Raw genomic sequence first — 16,045 nt, 5'->3', positions numbered from 1 at the left:
GGGGTTTGATAAAACTTATCAAACCCCACGCATATAAATAAGAGGTGTACGGCTAAGAAACAGCTACTAAATAAGGGCTCTTTCCGTCCAAACGTACAGGATTTCCAACCTCATCAAAACGAGCGCCTAGACCCATTTGAATAAAACGAATCGTTGAATCAATATGACGTTGACGTGCCTTAGCGTCAGGTGTCTCGTCAGTGCGTTCTGCACTAGAAGAGAGAGAACCATGAATAAGACGAGCCATTTCGCGAATGTCGTTCTCTAGAATGTAACCTTGGTCGATAGCTTCTTGAAGTATTTTCCCCAGAACAATCTGTAACGCGGATACGTGCTTACCTAGTTTTGCGAAAGACTCGGGGGAGAGTACTGAGCGCATTGCTGGCCCCGGTGGCATGTGGTGTAGGGAAAGACGCTCAATTTCTAGGCGGATATATACGGCAAGTTTGTCAATCGGGTTGGTAATACCCTCAAGGCCCTCGTTAAGATCGGAGAGGAACTTGTCCGTTTCGTCCATTGCGTATGCTACAAGTAGCTCGCCCATATCTGCAAAATAGTTATAGACTGCGGTGCGTCCAATACCAGCGTTTTTTGCGACGTCGGTCATGGTGAGTCCGGGTAGTCCACGCATGTAGAGGAGCCGACCAAAAGAGTCGAGAATGGCACGTTTGGTGTTCTCGCGTTGTGCCGCGTTTGAGGCTGCAGAAATTCTAGGCATAACGCTACTGTATACTAACTTTGCTCAGATAGTGACAAAAACCGGAAAACTGTCAGCGTAATCTCAGAATGCAGAGTAGCCTGAATCACAAAAACACGGGTTTAGTGTAAAAAACGAGCGAATATCGCTACCACGCGGTACATTGACGCTATGACAAAACGACCCTACGCGTTAACCATCGCCGGTAACGAGGCAACCGGCGGAGCAGGCGCACAAGCAGACCTCAAAACATTCCAAGCCCTCGGCGTTTATGGTTCCCTCGCACTGACCTGCATTGTCTCATTCGACCCTAAGAACGACTGGGCACATCGCTTCGTTCCCGTGGACGCTCAGACTGTGCACGACCAATTAGAAGTAGTGCACGCAACCTACAATCTTGACGCCGTGAAAATTGGAATGCTCGGCACCGTTCCCACCATCGAAACAGTGGCACGCTTCCTTGAAGAACACACCCCTAAAAACCTCGTACTAGACCCCGTACTTATCTGTAAGGGACAAGAACCCGGTGCCGCATTAGATATTGACAACGCTCTTAAAGAAAAAATTCTACCGCTGGCAACTTTCGTCACCCCAAACCATTTTGAGTCAATGAGCCTGTCTGGTATGGATTCCATCACCACCGTTAAAGAGCTAGAGCAAGCAGTGCGCATCATCCACGAAAAGTCTGGCGCAACAGTTCTGGCAAAAGGTTCTATCCGACTCGAAGGTGATAATGCAGTGGACGTCTACTATGACGGAAACACCCTCGAAGTATTAGAAACACCCAAAATTGATGATGGTGCAGTTGTCGCTGGTGCAGGTTGTACCCTTGCCGCTGCCATTACCGGCTACTTGGCGCAAGGAAAGACGCCCCTTGAAGCAGCACAACAGGCGAAAAAGTTTGTGAGTGCCGGTATTGCAGAACGCGTCCGTTCTAACGCGCCCTTTGATGCGCTCTACCAAATCAACCAATAGCGCCATCCCTACACAAGCTACGCTGTAACACTCTTGGAGTGTTTATGACAACGCGCAATATGAGGGTACATCGTAGCTTCTGCGGTGACGAATACTATGTATGACCATAAAATTCGTCACCGCAGAAGTTTATCTTCTACCCTGAAGGCACTATACTTCTTCTAGAGAAAATGCCTGGGTGGCAGACGGGCAGCATATCTCAATGACACTCCCTACCTATTTAAGTTCAAGGAGCGACTTTATGCCCGCCACCGCCTCACAACAACACTATGCCCAGCCTTCTCGTACCTACTACGACCTATTACTGTGTGCCTCGGCTATTATTCTTATCCTCTCTAACATTGCTGCCACGAAAGGTGTTGCTTTCGGCAGTATCCTCACTGACGGCGGTTTCTTCCTCTTTCCCTTGGCTTACATTATTGGGGATGTTCTCTCCGAAATTTATGGTTTTGCGCGCACTCGCAGAGTCATTATTATCTCGTTTCTAGCGGCAGCTTTTGCAAGCCTTAGTTTCTGGATACTCATTAAACTTCCGAGTGCAGACTACTACGAGAACCAACAAGCCTTAGAAGCTGTGCTGGGTCCGGTGCCGTTGATTGTTGCTGGCTCTCTTGCTGGATACCTTATTGGGCAGCTACTGAACTCATGGGTTATGGTTGCCATGAAAAAACGTTTTGACGGTAAGTTCCTTGTTGGACGGCTTGTTGGATCTACCTTAGTAGGCGAACTTGCGGACACTATTATTTTCTGCACGGTTGCTGCACCGATTCTTGGAATTAGTACTTTTGATAATTACCTCAATTATGTTCTTGTCGGCTATTTCTATAAATGTCTTGTCGAACTTGTGCTGATGCCCGTCACTGTTCCGGTGATTTCGTGGTTTAAGAAGAATGAGCCAACTTATCGGAGCGTATCTGAGACGGCTTCTTCGTAGATTCGTGATGCTGTATAGAGAAGATAAGATGTGGCGCATCTAAAAGACCATAATCTGAACAAAACTCCGAAAGAGTGAGCCAAGAGCTGTAGCATATGTATCATCCAGTATGCATGTATATGCATTACCATCCACACCCATAAGGTACACCCCATGGCTTCTCAACAAGAACCCACCCCAGACGGCGGACTCGAACGCTCACTGAGCCACGGTCAAATGACCATGATTGCCCTCGGACTAGCCGTCGGCACAGGACTATTTCTCGGCTCTGGCGGAGCCATTGCCATTGCCGGCCCAGCCGTCATTATCTCCTACATGATTGGCTCACTCATTGCCGCAATCATCGGCGCTTGTGCCGGTGAAATGGCCGTACGCTATCCCGTTCGTGGTGGCTTTGGCACACTCGCCGGAAAATTCCTCGGCCCCTACGCCGGATACACTACACGATGGGCATATTGGGCGACGACTGTACCTCTCACCGGCGCCGAACTTGTAGCCGTCGGACAATACATGACCTACTGGTACCCCACCGTACCCCTCTGGATATGGGTTGCCCTCTCAGGGGCAATCATTGTGGGGCTGAACCTCACGAGCGTTAAATCTTTTGGAACACTTGAATTCTTCCTTTCTTCCATCAAAGTTATTGCCGTAATCGTTTTCATCATCTTTGGCTTATTGCTGGTCTTTGTTGGTCTTCCATCAAGCCCCGCAGTTGGTATCCAAAACCTCACCAACGACGGCGGATTCATGCCAAATGGATTGTCCTCAATCTGGCTCGCCTTGGCTATCGTGATGTTCTCCTTCGGCGGTATCGAACTCATCTCTATCTCTGCTGCAGAGGCGAAAGACCCCGTGCGCTCAGTTCGAGCATCCGCAAAAGCGATGATGTGGCGTCTTGCAACGTTCTATGTACTAGCACTTTTCGTTGTCGTTTCTATCATTCCTTGGCGTGAAGCCTCATCCCTTCACGGAGAGATTGAGACCTCTCCTTTTGTACTCGTCTTCTCTCAACTGAACATCCCCTATATTGCGGGTATCACTAACTTTGTTGTTCTGATTGCTGCTCTTTCTGGAGCTAATGCCGCCCTTTACGCCGCAACACGGCAGCTTCACGCCTTGGGACACGATCGTATGGCGCCCGCAATTTTTGCGCGAACCACCTCGCAGGGTATTCCGGCACTTGCTTTAGGCGTTTCGATGCTTGGCTCTGTTGTTGCTATTGTGATGGCTATTTCTGGTGTTGGCGGTATTTTCTCGTTGATGATGGCTTTGGTCATTCTCTGCGTCCTTGTTACGTGGACGATGATTCTTCTGAGCTACATCAGCTTTAAACGCGTTGAGGGTAACAGTTCTCCATTCCGTGTATGGGGCGGTTCTGCAACTGCTTCACTAGGTCTAATTGGTGTTTTTGCAACCTTTTTAGCGCTTTTCTTCATTGGTAATATGACCACTTCTGCGATGGTTGGTGTTGGCTTCTTCGCCCTCATCACTGTGGTCTATTTTGCAGGTGTTCGCTCTCGTCAACACGTTGATGACACTGCTTTTGAAGAGGCTCGTTCACATGTTGAGCATTATCAAAACTAGTGGATAACACACTAGACGGTTCGCACCATATTGCACGGTTGATATGAACTATCGCGCATCATATGGTGCGAACCGTAACGTTTTTCTTCTCTTTTTGTTTATCTTCTTCATCTTTTTGAGGGTTCTGTCTATCTTTTGGTAGTTTTGAAAACTCTACGGAGGACGAGGAACTCTCGCATCATAAAGGATATATATTGTGGCAACTTCGGTGACTAGATCTACATTCGAAGATTCTCGAAACCTTAAGCGTTCTTTGACCCATGGTCAGATGACGATGATTGTGTTGGGCTCAGCATTAGGTACGGGGCTTTTCCTTGGCTCTGGTAGCGCTATTGCGTTAGCTGGTCCAGCAGTTATTCTCTCGTATGCTTGTGGCTCTTTGCTTGCTGCCATTATTGGCGGAGCAACGGGGGAGATGGCAGTTCATTCTCCGGTGCGTGGCGGTTTTGGGTCTATCGCTGGTAAGTATCTTGGGCCTTTCGCCGGATTTTTGACGCGTTGGGCTTATTGGACGTGCACCATGGTCATTACCGGTATTGAGCTTGTTGCGGTGGCTTCTTATCTAAAGTTTTGGTGGCCTCAGCTTCCGTTGTGGGTCGGTATTGTGGCTTTTGGTGCTCTGATTATTCTGTTGAATATTCGTTCTGTGCATTATTTTGGCGTGATGGAGTTTGCTTTATCGTCGGTGAAGGTGATTGCGCTGAGTGCCTTTATTCTGGTGGGTTTGTGCTTGGTGTTCTTCGGTCTGCCGGGGCATGCTGCTACGGGTATTGCGCATTTGAGTGATGATGGTGGTTTTATGCCGGGCGGTATTAAGTCTGTGTGGCTTTCGTTGGCGATTGTGATGTTTTCTTTTGGCGGTATTGAGATGATTTCTATTTCTGCTGCTGAAGCGAAAAATCCGGCTCGTTCGGTGCGTTCTTCTGCCAAAGCGATGATGTGGCGTCTTGCAACGTTTTATATTCTTTCGTTGTTTGTGGTTGTTTCGGTGATTCCTTGGCGTCAGGCTGCAACGTTTAATGGGGAAGTTGAGGGTTCACCTTTTGTGTTGGTGTTCTCTGAGCTGGGTATTCCTGCGATTGCGACGATTACTAACCTTGTGGTGTTGGTGGCTTCGCTTTCTGCGGCGAATGCAAATCTTTATGCGGGTACTCGTTTGATGCATTCTTTGGCTGCTGATTCTATGGCTCCTCGGATGATGTCTCGTACGAATCGTCAAGGTATTCCTGTTCGGGCGATGTGGCTTTCTACGCTGGGTGTTGTTTTAGCTATTCTTTTGGCAGTGTTTAAACCTGGTGATGCTTTTGGCACGATGATTACGCTGGTTATGGTGAGTGCTTTGACGGTGTGGGTGCTGATTCTTTTGGCGTATCTTGCGTTTAAACGTGTTGAAGGTAATTCGTCTGCGTTTCGTCTTTGGGGCGGTCGTGCGACGGGTGCTCTGGGAATTGTAGGACTTTGTGCCGTATGGTCTGCGCTTTTTGCTACTCAGGGGACGATTGCTCCTGCTACGGTTGGGGTTGCGTATTTTGTGGTTTTGACGATGATGTATTTTGCGGTGGTACGTAAGGTTCATGTCGTGGATGAGAGTGCGTTTGAGGAGGCTCGGCGTGCTAGTGGGTCTTCTTCAGAGGCTTGATGTTTTATTAAAACTTTTTCTGCACAACTCTTGTATATGAGAATCGTTATCGTTTAGACTATAGGTATTAGAACGCGTGATCTTCTCATGCATTCAATGTCTGTGTGTTGCTCAAGGCCCCCGCCTCAAGGGGGCCTTGGCGTTTAATATCTCGTGTCGAACAACATGCTTCTTCTGAAGTTTACATGAGAACGATTCTCATTTATGCTTAGGTGTATGTCCATCACAGCTATCTCATCACTAAGCCATTGGGCACGAGACAACGCCCTCAATACCGCCCTCAAAGCGCTTAAAAACAACGCAGAGACCACGCCTACCATCCTCAGCTTCGACATCCTCGACCCCGAAGAAAACGCGCACCCCGAAAAAATCACCATACGAGTCACCCGAAACCACCACGAAATCACCAAAACCACCGACATCATCCTCAAAAGTAACTGCTCATCCTGCGCAACTACACTCCTCCTCTCCGACTGCCTACAACTATCAGATAACACAGAAGACATTCTCATCCTCCTACCACCAGGAGTATCCCTCAACACCGTCATCAACGTCGCAGAAAAACTAGAACACCACATACACAGCGCCATCCTCGCCCTCGACATCAGCACCATCGAAGACGAACTCTGGGACAACAAACCCCTCGAACAACGAGGCCTCAACGGCGGCTGCGAAGACGAACGAACCCCCGGAGAATTCATCATCACCGAAATCGCCTGGGCAGACACCGCCATCACCTCAGAAATACCTTTCACCCACAGCACCGACGCCGAAAAACACCGCGCCCAAGAACTCCTCGCACACCTCGGAACACACCTAAAAATCATCTCCTGCACAGAAACAACACAACCCATCTGCGGATGCCACCAACGAGAAGACAGCATTCAACGAGCACAAGCCGGACACCTAGGAATCAACACCCAAGAACTCACCCCCATCACCAACGAAACCCCACAACACACACCTATCAACACCGCCATACGCACCGGAAAAAACTTCACCACCGTCGTCCTCACAACCTCCGGAATCCTCCACCACGACAGATTCGCCTCCGCACTACCACACCTAGCAGAAGGCAACTGCCGACTTCGCGGAACACTCTGCATCAACAGCTACGGTTCAGAACGTATCGCCATCGAAGGCATCGGCCCCTTCGTCTGGCTCGAACAACAAGGGCAATGGGAACAACAAGAACCACACAACACCATCGCCATCACCGGAGACGACCTCAACCCCACCGAACTCCAAGAGCTTCTCAACCAATGCATTATCACTGGAGAAGAAATAGCAGAAAACCTCCTCAACAGCACCAGCTAACGAGGAACCAACACCCACCCAGAAAAGGAAAAACATGAAAGTTCGTAAATCACTACGCTCACTCAAAAACCTACCCGGAGCACAAGTCGTCCGCAGACGCGGAAAAACCTACGTCATCAACAAGAAAAACCCACGATACAAAGCCCGCCAAGGCTAAAACCCCACCAAAAAGCCCCTGCTGTACCACCTCCAAAAGAACACCAACGAACCACGAGGACACAGCAGGGGCTTACCACCACCTAAAATAGGCGACAACTACGAAGAAAGAACCTCCTCCAACTTCGTCAAAGAACCCTTCCACGTAGCAGCCACATCATCATGAACCTGCTCCGGCAACGGACCTACCTCAACCTTCACCGTAATACCTTCACCAACACCAGAAGACGTAATCACCGTACCCGGAACAAAACCAATACGAATACCCATCAAATGATCCGTCGGCTCACCCATCGGCCCAGCAATAGACTCCACCAACTCCAAACCCTCAAGAGAAATCGACTCAAAACGAAGATACACCGGAGCAAAAACATTCAGCTCAGACTCATGCTTCATCGCCAGCTGAACACGCCCACCACGCTGAGGCTCAAAAGTCACCGTATCCGGCTGAACTGACCAACCACGCGGCGGATACCACTGCAAAAAGAGATCACGCGAAGTAAACGCAGCCAACAACTCATCAGAACTGACCACAAAATCATGAGAAACACTCACAACCTCATTCTCAGAAACATGATCTAACGGAAAACCCGACACAAAACCTCCAAAAAATCAGAAAAAGAATAAACCCTACTCAGGGCGACGATCAGAATAATAATTACCGAGAAACTCATCACGATACGCAAAATAATCACCCTGATTAATTGCTTCACGAGCATCATCAACCATCTTCACAATAAAACGCTCATTATGGATAGACGCCAACGTCGCAGACAAACGCTCTTCAGCCTTAAACAAGTGATGAAGATACGCACGAGTGTAATGACCGCAGGTATAACAATCGCAACCCTCAAAAATCGGACGAAAATCAGTCTTAAAACGAGCATTCGTCAAATTCATACGCCCATCAGGGGTATATACCGCAGAATTACGGGCAACACGAGTCGGCGAAACACAGTCAAAAGTATCAACACCATTCTCAATACCGGTAAAAATATCGTCCGGCTCAGAAATACCCAAAAGATGACGAGGCTTATTCTCCGGCAACTCCTCAGTACACCAGCGAACAATCGTCCCCAAATTCTCTTTTTCTAAAGCGCCACCAATACCAAAACCATCAAACGGCATCGCACCCAAATCACGACAAGCCTGCCGACGTAAATCCTCATACTGGGCGCCCTGAATAACACCAAACAAAGCCTGATACGGCTTATCAGAACGCTCAACCGTCAAACGCTCATGCTCAGCAATACAACGCAAAGCCCACAAACGAGTACGCTCTAACGCCTTCTCCTGATAACGACGAGAATTATAAAGCGTCGTCAACTCATCAAAAGCAAACATAATGTCAGCACCAATTTTATGCTGAACCTGCATCGACACCTCAGGCGTAAACCGGTGCATACTGCCATTAATATGAGACTTAAAATTAACGCCATCATCATCAACATGCGCCATACGCTCACGCCCACGAGCAACATCATCATCACCCAACGGACGCCCATCAACACCGCGAGCCTGCTCAACGGTGCCCATATCAATCACCTTTTTGAACCCAGAACCTAAGCTCATCACCTGAAAACCACCAGAATCGGTAAACGTTGGACCCGACCAATTCATAAAACGACCAAGACCACCAGCAGTGTCAAGAACATCAGGCCCCGGCTGCAAATACAAGTGATACGCATTCGCCAAAAGAGCCTGCGAACCAAGCTCCTTCATCGCCTCAGGCAAAACAGCCTTAACCGTTGCCTTCGTCCCCACCGGAGTAAAAGCAGGAGTTTGAATATCACCATGAGGAGTATGAATCACACCAGTTCTACCACGAAACTCACCACCATTAGCAGCAGTACGTTCAGCAGAAATCTGCTCACGCTCGGCAAGACGCTCACCCAGCTCAAAAGAAAATGTTGGATTAGAAAAATCAGTATTCAGCACGGACACTAGTCTACTCGGTCGCCAGCTACAGACTCCATGACATCCGCACCTGCACACACTAAGCCGTGCTAACTCACACTCCCCACATCAGACACCAGCACATAACCCTGCTAGGCTTGTTCAAATATTCTGTCACCACACAACCGGCAAAAGAGAGCATGCACACCACAGCCCACCCCGCACTAAGCCCCACACAACGTGGAGTAACACTCACCGTCCTCAAACACCCCAAACTCTTACTCATCGAAATACTCGCCGGACTCGTCACCGCGTTAGCGCTCATCCCCGAAGCACTCGCATTCTCCGTCGTCGCCGGAGTAGACCCGCAAGTTGGGCTCTTCGCCTGCTTCACCATGGCAACAACTATCGCCATAACTGGTGGACGTCGCGCCATGATATCCGGCGCAGCAGGATCTACCGCCCTCGTTATCGCACCACTTATGGCAACCCACGGATTGCCCCACCTCATTGCAGCAGTGCTCCTTGCCGGAGTTCTTCAAATACTTCTAGCAGTTTTCGGCGTCGCTAAACTCATGCGTTTTATTCCGCGCCAAGTCATGGTCGGCTTCGTCAACGCGCTCGCTATCCTGATTTTTTCTTCTCAACTACCACAGCTCATCGACGTGCCTTTCGCCGTCTATCCGCTAGTTGTTGTTGGACTCATCATTGTGTTTGGTCTCCCTAAAATCACCACAACTATTCCAGCGCCTCTCATCGCTATTATTCTTCTCACCGCCGTGACAATATACGCGGGTATTAAAGTGCCTACTGTCGGTGAATATGGCGATCTTCCACATTCATTGCCGGTGTTGAGCGTTATCGACGTACCGCTCACTGTAGAAACTCTTAAAACCATTTTCCCCTTTGCGCTCGCTATGGCATTTGTGGGTCTGGTCGAATCCCTCATGACCGCAAAACTGGTCGATGATATTACGGACACTCATTCCAATAAAACCCGTGAATCATGGGGACAGGGTGTGGCGAATATCGTTACTGCAGCCTTTGGCGGTATGGGAGGATGCGCCATGATTGGGCAAACCATGATTAACGTTAAAACAGGTAACGCTCGTTCACGTGTTTCTACTTTCTGTGCAGGAATTTTTGTTTTGGTGCTCTCTGTTGTTCTTGGAGATATCGTTGCGAGAATTCCTATGGCTGCGCTTGTTGCTGTCATGATTCTTGTTGCTATTAGTACATTTAACTGGCATTCCGTACGCTGGAGCACCCTTAAAGCTATGCCACGAGCAGAGACCGCCGTCATGCTGATGACGGTGCTTGTTACTGTCGGTACACATAATCTTGCTCTTGGTGTTGGTGTCGGTATTCTTGTTGCGATGGTTCTTTTTGCTCGACGTGTTGCCCATGTGGTCACGGTGGAGCGTGCTGTGCAGGGCGAAAATACTGTAACGTACAGTGTCAACGGCCCATTATTCTTCGCCTCATCAAACGACTTGTACTACCAGTTCTCGTATAGTGATGACCCCAAGAATATTGTGATTGATTTGAGTAACTCTCATGTGTGGGATGCTTCTACTGTTTCAGCATTAGATTCCATTATTTTTAAGTATGAGACTCTTGGGAAAACAGCAACAGTTTTTGGTCTGAACGAGATGAGCCACGGAATGAATAACCGTCTTAGCGGAAAACTTGGCTAAAGAGCTACGTAACACCAACTAAAAATGCATCGCAGGACCTATTCCTGCGTATTGTGGTTGAAAGCGTCGCAGTAGAATCTAACTCAACTCTACATTTTTGATGATGCATGCAATACTGCATATCACTGTTTGCCACGGGGCTATGTCGGTACTGACCGATTATAGCCCCGTTTTATTATTTAAAATTCTTCTAGTGGTGTTCGCAAACATGTATATAATCCAAAGTATTCCGCACAACACAAGTGATGATCGGAAGAACTCGTAAAATAGTAGTGGTGCACCAACTGATGCAAGATAGTCACCTAAATCTGTTCCTTGGACCATACATACTAGCGACCATGCTACTGCAAGAGGTATCTTAAACAGCTGTCGGGTTGAGCGTAGGAGCCATATGATTGAAGGAACAGCCCAGACCCAATGGTGTAACCACGATACTGGTGAGAGCAGGCATGACGCGACTCCAATGATAGAAGCTACAGCTAGATAATCACCTAATTGTAATAGACGCGATGCTGCTATGAACGATATTGATATTACAAAAAGTGAAAGTAAGGCAACTAGTGCACTGTCGTGATTACCAGTCCATCTAGAGATAACACCTTGTATTGAGCTATTCCCCGACGTTGAAAAGTTTTGGCCTAAGTCTACTACTGAAGAGAGGTTAAAGATTTTAGAGGTAAAATATTCCACCGTATTGTGGGGAGTAAAAAGAAAACCTATAATGACTGTTATCAAAAATGAAATAGAAGAATAAATAAAATATTTCCATCTCTTTGAAAATAAGAAAAATGCGATAAATAGCGCGGGGGTCAGTTTAATTCCTGCAGCGATTCCTATTAATATACCTCGGGGGAGCACCTTTATGTTCTTGCGAAGCAAGTCATAAAGACATAAAAAGCATAGTATTATATTTATTTGCCCAAACATAAAGTGCTGAGCTATGATATTAAACGACGAAAAAATTAGTGAAAATAAAAATATTTTTATTCCGCTAATATCATTAATAGATATCTTGACTATATAAAATAGTAAAATTGCGTTTAAAAAAGTCCAAGTAAATACACCTAAAGGTTCTGGGAAATATCCTAAGGGATAGAGTATTATGGCAGAGAAAGGTGTGTATACAAAAGGAAGTCCCTGTTCTACATATGTTCCAATAGCATCATTGTCGTAGATACTTAAGCCGTGTTGCAGGAGACTGCTTACATTTTTATAGACACCGTAATCTACTGGATTATACCCAATATGAAGATGTATAAGAGATGTTCTAATAGAGGCTACTAATACCCCGTAAGATACTGCGAGTAAAAATACTTTATGATGTTTTATATTTCCCATTTATATTTTTGCTTATTGGTTACTGCAAAAGGTGTGATTTGTGATATATTCTTTACTCATGATAACTCCTTGGGTGGGTTTTGGAAGCAATAAAGATGATACAAGTCACTTTAGCATATTATTTTAATTGCCTCTAGATAGAAAATTAAGAATTTTTATAATAACTGTTAGTGTGAAGCGTTCAAAATAACTTTCATCTTGAGGTGGCTCGCAGAATTTGATGCAAAAGGTATCCGTTCTGAGCTGCTTGCACAGAAGGGCAAGAATACGCCATATGGCGATATGAGCAACCTTTGAGTTTAACATTTGAACAAAATTAGTATGACATATATTCAGTCAAGATACCTAGTAAGTTCCATATTTGGTGGGTCCAAGCAGGGGTTACTTACAAGAGGGGGTTCTTCTCTTCGGCGTTCGTTCAGGCTTCAGTAGAAGAAGATGAGAAGAGTTAAATCTTAGCTGCCTCAGATTCTTCTGGACGCTCCTACGGGAAAAATGTGAAGACAGCTCGAAAGAAACACTCAGCGCGTGACTTCTCAACAAAAGTCACGCGCTGACACTAACGATGCGATGAAAAAATCAACTACTATTTCTGGGTCTTCTTGCCCTTAGTAGAGTGTGAATCTTTCCAGACGTGCCATGCTAGGCTAGCCAAAAAAGTCACCATACCAAAACAATAGGTAACCCAGAATTCTTTTGAAATTCCTGCCCATCCGCTGGTAAAGAGTTCCCCTCCACTGAGCACTAACGCAATAGGTAATGGCATGAATAATAAAACTGCTACAGTGACAAGAAAAGCAACGAACTTATCCATGTGCTTACCCCCTTTACTTTATGCGTCCTCGCAATATGCTTTAGAAGCCCATCAAGAAAGACCTTATGAGCAGTATCTCTGCCCATAAAATTGCACCTTTTGAAGCGCAAATCATTAATTTTTTATACTACAGTCTTATACAAAACAAAACAACGGGCCATACAAGAAGTTCTCCTATTTCATCTTGTCAAAATACCCCACATCACACTCTCACCCCACCTTCCTTGAAGATAGAACAAAGCTCAAAGAACGTGATTTACAGAATATCCACACAATGACGTTCACTAAGATGAACTCTACACATAGGCTAATTAGCCGTTTTCAGATAAAACCGGAAGTTTTCTTATCTCGCCTGAAACTATAACCCACAACGGCGATACGCACAGCAACAACAGAAATACGATAAATACCGTACCAGCCTGCAAATACGCTAAAAGAAAAGATGCGAGAACAGCACCCAACGGATCAGCTCCCCACGTTAACAACCGCTGAGACATCGAGAACCTTCCCAACACATCATGCGGAACCAAAAGATGCTTAAGCGTCTCCGAAATCGAAATATTAATCATCATAGAGCTAGACCATAAGGCAAGCGAAACTCCCACGATAACAATCGAAAAAACATTATTAAAATACTGAGAAATATAGATTCCAACCCCAGAGACAACCGGAAGCAGAAAAGTCACGATGAGGACATAATACGGTTTTAAGGTATCTACCTTTCGACCAGAAAAATGAGCAAGAATAACTCCAAGGACCCCACCAAGAGAACTCGCAACACCTAAACTAAGTACCGAAAAATCTGTGTTCCGAAGCAGATAAATAATATAGACTGCCTGAATTCCTGAGGTTATAAAGTTAAAGTAAACGATACTCTTGGTCAGTGGAAACTGGATGTTGTCCCTCACTAAGAAAGTTAACCCTGCCCAATACCCTGTATGGGTATCTTCCGAAACCTTTTGTTCGGTATCAGCGACACCCCTGTAACTTCTCGCGGCAGATACCGGTCCAATCAACGACAACGCATACAGGACACCAAAAATTATGAAGAGATTTGAACTGTTCATCATGCCAAATGCAACTCCAGCGGCAGCACCAACGACTATATCTGCCACCGAATGAAGGCTGGCAAACCATCGATTTGCCCGAGGAATATACTTTTTATCAATCACCGCAGGAATCAAGGACGAGAACAAGCTGTCGTAGAAAACCGTAATCCCCGAAATAAGAAACGCGAAGAAGAAAAGAAAGACAATCTTGAACTCACCGATAGCCAGCAAGTAGCTAACTGAGAAGCACAATAGCGCCCGTATAAGAGAACATAAAGAAAGAAGCATAATCTTCTTGTGAGAATCACCCAGACGCTGCAACAAAAGAAGAAAAGAAAGCGTGCCAACCCCTACCGCAACATTAATGGCAGAGACCTGAGAATTCTCAAGATTAAGTGAAGATATGGCTATGATAGGGAGTATAAATAATATGAACTGCGTTGAGGTGAAGCTGAGCAGCTCTCCAGACCAGAGAGCACGAAAAATATTAGGCATATTTGATTTCTGTGATTCAAAACGTGTTTTAGATATAGATTATCTGGTTGTACAGGTTTCTCATCATTCCTGTACAACTTAATCGCAGAACAATTTAAGCGAGATACCGTTTTGTCTCTATTTTCCCTTTTTATGCTGAGAACATCATGGACTACATTTTAAAGCACCACTACTCAAAATGAGTGTAAAACTTATTGTTCTAACACCCGTGCAGCAGCCTCAAGAATCATCCACCCCTGAAGCTGAGACGACAGTTCCACCGGAGCACCAGGCACTAACGTTTGCGAAGAATGTTGAAGAATATCCGGAGAGAAAAGAACGACCGGCTCCCCACGAATCTCACGAACATCAATTCCCGCCTCGTTGACCGGCAATGTTGGATCAAATTCTCTTCTGCCTTCCCACAAAACTTCTGCTGTATGAACCACTAAATCACCAGCAAGAGAACGAGAAGATTCTTTAACGTTGGCAGAGAGCGCAACTTGAGCCAAATATCGGACAAGAATACCGGTAAACAGGCCACCATCACCATCTTTGCCTGTGCGAAGAATCCTCAAACGTTCCGTATCAGAAATATCAAAATCCTCTGTAAAATGTTCGACTATTCCCTCAAGCAAAGCGGAAATATGGTCTTGAACTTTATCCGGTAAAGGCATACCCACACCGTGAATTTCAAGAAGAGCAGACAAAATAGGGCCCTGATTATACGAAAAGAGAGAATCTTCTAGTTGAGACTGCTCGGAAAGAATCTTAATACCATCAAGATATGCACGACGCTGTTCATCCCACAAATTCTCTTGAAGCCAATCAACAAGAGCACGCGCCTGATCGTGCTGATGTGCCCGTGCAAAAGCTAGAGCTGCAGGAGCAGTAGCCGGAGTATTTTTAAAATCATGGTCAGTAGACCAAAACATTCCACCACCAAGATGGTCCGTAGCACCTCGACGTAACGCCTTAAAAAGTTGCACCCCTGCATCTTGTGCTGGCATATACCCGCGACCATACAACAGCTCAGATAACGCATTCATACGCCCCACAGCGAGAGCAAGCCACGCCATATCGTCGTAGAAAGTATTCGTGTAGAGACCAAAATTTCTAGCCCGAATACCGCGTAAAATCTGTTGAGAACGTTCAAACCATCTCGTCGCCTGTGAAGAATCCATATGTCGATGAGCGCGGAATGACGCATCAAGAGCACAATCCAAGAAATGTGCCTGCCACCAAAAATGCCAATGCGTCAAACGTTCTTTAACTGAACGGCAATCAGGCACCTGAGGAGCCCCCAAAAGAGTACCAGGAATGGATAATGCACGCTGAGCAAAAAAGTGTAATACCGAAGAACCAGCAGTTTCAGCCCGCATGCTCATAGTTTGAGCATACTCAGCTTTTAGCTGGCGACTTTCGGCCTCTGAAATCTCATAACGATGCGACTTGCGACTAGGTGCCTGCTCCAT

14 protein-coding genes are annotated in these 16,045 nt (G+C 46.4%); 7 read left to right on the top strand and 7 right to left on the bottom strand.

The genetic code is table 11. The features are described 5' to 3' along the window. Positions 1-52 precede the first annotated feature (52 nt). Positions 53-718, bottom strand: coding sequence for a TetR/AcrR family transcriptional regulator (locus tag ACN08X_RS07835; RefSeq protein WP_419103822.1), 666 nt, complete (start codon positions 716-718; stop codon positions 53-55). A 150-nt stretch (positions 719-868) separates the two neighbouring features. Here ACN08X_RS07835 and ACN08X_RS07830 point away from each other — a divergent pair, with 150 nt between their 5' ends. The 6 genes from ACN08X_RS07830 (at position 869) to ykgO (ending at position 7,303) form a co-directional block, all read left to right on the top strand. After that, on the top strand, positions 869-1,672 hold the full coding sequence (locus ACN08X_RS07830) for a hydroxymethylpyrimidine/phosphomethylpyrimidine kinase (protein ID WP_419108408.1): 804 nt from the start codon (positions 869-871) through the stop codon (positions 1,670-1,672). A gap of 241 nt (positions 1,673-1,913) precedes the next feature. Beyond that, positions 1,914-2,606: a queuosine precursor transporter gene (locus ACN08X_RS07825; RefSeq protein ID WP_419103820.1), complete on the top strand. Its 693-nt coding sequence runs from the start codon at positions 1,914-1,916 to the stop codon at positions 2,604-2,606. Positions 2,607-2,759: 153 nt separating this feature from the next. Next, positions 2,760-4,190, top strand: a complete 1,431-nt coding sequence (locus ACN08X_RS07820) for an amino acid permease (protein ID WP_419106231.1) — start codon at positions 2,760-2,762, stop codon at positions 4,188-4,190. 268 nt (positions 4,191-4,458) lie between these two features. Continuing rightward, entirely contained in the window at positions 4,459-5,829 is a 1,371-nt protein-coding gene (locus ACN08X_RS07815; protein ID WP_419108410.1) for an amino acid permease, read from the top strand. 216 nt (positions 5,830-6,045) lie between these two features. Continuing rightward, a complete protein-coding gene (locus tag ACN08X_RS07810) occupies positions 6,046-7,146 on the top strand; it encodes a GTP-binding protein (RefSeq protein ID WP_419108407.1) in 1,101 nt (366 codons plus the stop codon). Positions 7,147-7,180: 34 nt separating this feature from the next. Continuing rightward, positions 7,181-7,303 carry a type B 50S ribosomal protein L36 gene (gene ykgO / locus ACN08X_RS07805; RefSeq protein WP_419102357.1) on the top strand — a complete coding sequence of 41 codons (123 nt, stop codon included), beginning with the start codon at positions 7,181-7,183 and terminating at the stop codon, positions 7,301-7,303. Positions 7,304-7,401: 98 nt separating this feature from the next. Here ykgO and ACN08X_RS07800 read toward each other — a convergent pair whose 3' ends face one another. Next, complete coding sequence (locus ACN08X_RS07800) at positions 7,402-7,857, bottom strand: hypothetical protein (protein WP_419107455.1); 456 nt, start codon at positions 7,855-7,857, stop codon at positions 7,402-7,404. Between the two features lie 75 nt (positions 7,858-7,932). After that, a complete protein-coding gene (tgt, locus tag ACN08X_RS07795) occupies positions 7,933-9,237 on the bottom strand; it encodes a tRNA guanosine(34) transglycosylase Tgt (RefSeq protein ID WP_419108409.1) in 1,305 nt (434 codons plus the stop codon). A 161-nt stretch (positions 9,238-9,398) separates the two neighbouring features. Between tgt and ACN08X_RS07790 the strand changes: the two genes are divergently transcribed. Further along, complete coding sequence (locus ACN08X_RS07790) at positions 9,399-10,895, top strand: SulP family inorganic anion transporter (RefSeq protein WP_419108406.1); 1,497 nt, start codon at positions 9,399-9,401, stop codon at positions 10,893-10,895. 159 nt (positions 10,896-11,054) lie between these two features. Here the strand turns inward: ACN08X_RS07790 and ACN08X_RS07785 are convergent, their stop codons facing one another. The 4 genes from ACN08X_RS07785 to ACN08X_RS07770 all read right to left on the bottom strand — a co-directional run bounded on the left by ACN08X_RS07785 (position 11,055) and on the right by ACN08X_RS07770 (position 16,045). Beyond that, a complete protein-coding gene (locus ACN08X_RS07785) occupies positions 11,055-12,233 on the bottom strand; it encodes a glycosyltransferase 87 family protein (RefSeq protein WP_419108405.1) in 1,179 nt (392 codons plus the stop codon). A gap of 586 nt (positions 12,234-12,819) precedes the next feature. Further along, positions 12,820-13,047, bottom strand: a complete 228-nt coding sequence (locus ACN08X_RS07780; RefSeq protein ID WP_419108404.1) for a hypothetical protein — start codon at positions 13,045-13,047, stop codon at positions 12,820-12,822. Between the two features lie 311 nt (positions 13,048-13,358). Next, positions 13,359-14,591 carry an MFS transporter gene (locus ACN08X_RS07775; protein WP_419108403.1) on the bottom strand — a complete coding sequence of 411 codons (1,233 nt, stop codon included), beginning with the start codon at positions 14,589-14,591 and terminating at the stop codon, positions 13,359-13,361. Positions 14,592-14,782: 191 nt separating this feature from the next. Beyond that, positions 14,783-16,045, bottom strand: a complete 1,263-nt coding sequence (locus tag ACN08X_RS07770) for a glycoside hydrolase family 76 protein (RefSeq protein ID WP_419102361.1) — start codon at positions 16,043-16,045, stop codon at positions 14,783-14,785.

Source organism: Rothia sp. P6271, from assembly GCF_048512995.1.
Taxonomy (GTDB): Bacteria; Actinomycetota; Actinomycetes; order Actinomycetales; family Micrococcaceae; genus Rothia.
This window is presented reverse-complemented; position numbering and strand designations above follow the sequence as displayed.